Source organism: Mesorhizobium sp. M7A.F.Ca.AU.001.01.1.1, assembly GCF_004022735.1.
GTDB lineage: Bacteria > Pseudomonadota > Alphaproteobacteria > Rhizobiales > Rhizobiaceae > Mesorhizobium > Mesorhizobium ciceri.
In genome coordinates, this window is sequence record NZ_RZPF01000639.1 from 1 (window position 1) to 3844 (window position 3844).

At 63.4% G+C, this 3844-nt stretch carries 2 protein-coding genes and 1 pseudogene; 1 reads left to right on the forward strand and 2 read right to left on the reverse strand.

Annotation, left to right across the window (positions count from 1 at the left end):
- Positions 1-1038, reverse strand: a 1038-nt coding sequence (locus EN884_RS28840; RefSeq protein ID WP_164895207.1) for a DEAD/DEAH box helicase, incomplete at its 3' end; no start/stop codon positions are given.
- A 409-nt stretch (positions 1039-1447) separates the two neighbouring features.
- Here EN884_RS28840 and EN884_RS28845 point away from each other — a divergent pair.
- Positions 1448-2980, forward strand: a complete 1533-nt coding sequence (locus tag EN884_RS28845) for an acyl-CoA carboxylase subunit beta (protein WP_013531455.1) — start codon at positions 1448-1450, stop codon at positions 2978-2980.
- Positions 2981-2992: 12 nt separating this feature from the next.
- On the opposite strand, the pseudogene EN884_RS28850 reads toward EN884_RS28845, so the two are convergent.
- A pseudogene (locus EN884_RS28850) lies at positions 2993-3844 on the reverse strand (hypothetical protein); the annotation flags it as partial.

Below are 3844 nucleotides of genomic sequence, written 5' to 3' on the forward strand. Positions count from 1 at the left end.
GCGGTGGACGTAGCTCTCGGCTTCATCCGGCAGGTCGAAATTCACGACATGGCTGATGCCGGGCACGTCGATGCCACGCGCCGCGATGTCGGTCGCCACCAGAATGCGCACCGAGCCGTCGCGGAAATCGTTCAGCGCTTTCTGGCGGGCGTTCTGCGACTTGTTGCCGTGAATGACGGCGGCCTTGAAGCCATCGCGCTCGAGGTCCTTGGTCACCCTGTCGGCACCATGCTTGGTGCGCGAGAAGATGATGACGGACTTCATCGCCTCATCGGCGAGCATCGTCGACAGCACCTGGCGCTTCTGCTTGGTGCGGGCAAAGACGACGCCTTGCACGATCTCGGCCGCTGCCGTGCTTTGCGGCGCGACTTCGACGCGGATCGGGTTCTTCAGCAGGCCCTTGGCCAGTTCGGCGATTTCATTGGGCATGGTCGCCGAGAACAGCACCGTCTGACGATCGGGCGCGGTCGCCTTGGCGATGCGCTTGACGTCGTTGATGAAGCCCATGTCGAGCATGCGGTCGCCCTCGTCGAGCACCAGCCATTTGGTGTCGGCAAGCATGAGGTCGCCCTCACGCACCAGGTCGGTCAACCGGCCGGGCGTTGCGATCAGGATATCGACGCCGGGCGCAACCTTCTTCACCTGGCTGAAGCGCGAGACGCCGCCAAGCACGAGCGCGGTCGAGACATGCGCGCCCTTGGCGAGGATCTTGATCGTGTCCTCGATCTGCACGGCGAGTTCGCGCGTCGGCGCCAGGATAAGCGCACGCGCCGTCTTCGGCCGGCGCTTGGTGCCGAGTGCGATGATCTTCGACAGGATCGGCAGAGCGAAGGCCGCGGTCTTGCCGGAGCCGGTCTGGGCGATGCCGAAAATGTCACGGCCTTCCATCTGCGGCGGGATCGCCTGCGCCTGGATAGGCTTCGGCTCGGTGAAGCCGGCGTTGTGGGTGGCCTTGAGCAGCGCGCCCGTAATACCCAGTGCCGCGAAACCGGTGAGTTCCGCAGTGTTGCTACCGGGCAAAGTGTTTTCGTTGGTCAAAATAATCTTCTTTCACGCGGCTTCTGGCCGCAAACATCGATGGCGGCAGGGCGCAACCTGCCGTCGAACAAATTTTCATGAAACGACAAGGCGGGCGGACGGGTTCGTCCACTCGGCTGCGCTGTCGTGCCCGCAGGCATCATGCCACGGGGCTTTTTCGCCGCTTTGTGATTTACCGGAAAAAGGGCCGATATACCGGAAAGAGGGAAAACAGACGCAACCAGTCTCATTCGTCGAGAAGGCCGGATAAGTCCCGGCCCAAGCGCCTATGCCGCCGCATATGGCCCAGTTCGCCACCAAATGCAAGGGGCGTCATGCTGCAGCGCAGCAAAATCCACGGAGCAAGCGGCGCTTGCGCTCGCTTGCCGGCACGATTACCACGAAATGCCGCTGGCTTGGGAGGTAATCGATGAAGGACGTGCTGAAGGAACTCGAGCGCCGCCGCGAGATCGCCCGCATGGGTGGTGGCCAGGCCCGCATCGATGCCCAGCACAAGAAGGGCAAGCTCACCGCGCGCGAACGCATCGAGGTGTTTCTCGACGAGGGCTCTTTCGAGGAATTCGACATGTATGTCGAACACCGCTCGACCGACTTCGGCATGGAGAAGACCAAGATCGCCGGCGACGGCGTCGTCACCGGCTGGGGCACGGTCAACGGCCGCCCGGTCTATCTCTTCGCCAAGGATTTCACCGTGTTCGGCGGCTCGCTGTCGGAAGCGCATGCCGAGAAGGTCATCAAGGTACAGGAGATGGCGCTGCGCAACCGGGCGCCGATCATCGGCCTCTACGATGCCGGCGGCGCGCGCATCCAGGAAGGCGTCGCAGCACTCGGCGGCTATGCCGAGATCTTTCAGCGCAACGTGCTTGCCTCAGGCGTCATCCCGCAGATTTCCGTCATCATGGGTCCATGCGCCGGCGGCGATGTCTATTCGCCTGCCATGACCGACTTCATCTTCATGGTGCGCGATACCTCCTACATGTTCGTCACCGGACCGGATGTGGTGAAGACCGTGACCAACGAAACGGTGACCGCCGAGAGTCTCGGCGGCGCTTCCGTCCACACGACGAAATCCTCGATCGCCGACGGCGCCTATGACAATGACGTCGAGGCGCTGCTGCAGATGCGCCGGCTGGTCGACCTGCTGCCGGCTTCCAACACATCGGAGCTTCCCGAGATCGAATGCTACCAGTCGGTCACCGACCATGATTTGTCGCTCGACCGGCTGATTCCCGACAACGCCAACAAGCCCTACGACATCAAGGAGCTGATCCTGAAGGTCGCCGACGAAGGCGACTTCTTCGAGATCCAGCAGAATTTCGCCAAGAACATCGTCACCGGCTTCGGGCGCGTCGAGGGCCGCACGGTCGGCTTCGTCGCCAACCAGCCAATGGTGCTGGCCGGCGTGCTCGATTCGGACGCCAGCCGCAAGGCGGCGCGCTTCGTGCGCTTCTGCGACTGTTTTTCGATTCCGATCGTCACCTTCGTCGATGTCCCCGGCTTCCTGCCCGGTACAGCGCAGGAATATGGCGGGCTGATCAAGCATGGCGCGAAACTGCTGTTCGCCTATGCCGAGGCCACCGTGCCGAAGATCACAGTCATCACCAGAAAAGCCTATGGCGGCGCCTATGACGTGATGGCCTCAAAACACCTGCGCGGCGACATGAACTATGCCTGGCCAACGGCACAGATCGCGGTGATGGGTGCGAGGGGCGCGGTCGAGATCATCTACCGCAAGGACATCGGTGATGCCGAAAAGATCGCAGCCCATACAAAGGCATACGAGGATCGCTTCCTGTCGCCCTTCGTCGCCGCCGAACGCGGTTATGTCGACGAGGTGATCATGCCGCACTCGACCCGCCGCCGTATTGCGCGGGCGCTCCGCATGCTGCGCAACAAGGACATGCAGAACCCCTGGAAGAAGCACGACAACATCCCGCTGTGAGACGCCGGCAACTCACTCCTCTTCCGCCGCCCCGAACCCCGCTCCCATGGTGGCGCGGACAGGGCTGCCCCACGGTGTCGCGTGATTGTCGATGCGCATCTGGAAGATGAAATAGGTCGGCGAGCAGAAGCCGATGCCTTTCACTTTGCCGATGCCCGGCGTGTCCGGCGGCAGCGATTGGCACATATAGTCCTCGCGGCAGAAATGATCGGCCGAACAGGCCGGCCGGTTGCCGCGATTGACGGCGCCGCCAAGGCATTGGTCGAAATTGTTGGTGGCCACGCAGATGTCGAATTTCTTGCCGCCGACCAGCCCGCAAATCTCGTTCGGCATCGGCTTGCCAGCTTTGAAGGCCGCGAAGGCACGGTCCTTGTCGTCGCAGCCGCGATAGGCGATGCCGCCCGGCACGCCGATCTTCGGCGGACGGCAGGTGTAGGCGGTGCGCGACGCGGCAGGCGCGAAGGCCGCGAACTGGCCCGATTTGCTGTAGCGGTCGTTGAAAGGCTGCGCCGCATTGCTGGCGATCGAGCCGGTCAGGCAGGGATGGCCGGAAAACAGTTTTTCGCTGTCCTTGGGCAGCAGGCATTGCGCCAGTTTCGTGTGCACGCCCGAAGCGGTGGCCAGCGGCGTGCAGACGGTGCCGCCGCCGCATTTCCAGGTCGCACCGAAGCGGTCCGCATCTTCCGGCATCAGGCACGGCATGGCCATCTCGGCCGGCGCGTAGTCGACCGCGGCGTCCGTCCAGGCTGCCGGCGGCGCAAAGGAGAGCGGACGGAAGCGGTTTGGCTCCCTGCCCTCAGCTGTAGCGCGCAGCCAGGCCTGGCGGCGCGGGATCTCGGCATGAAGATGCGGCGAGATGTCGAC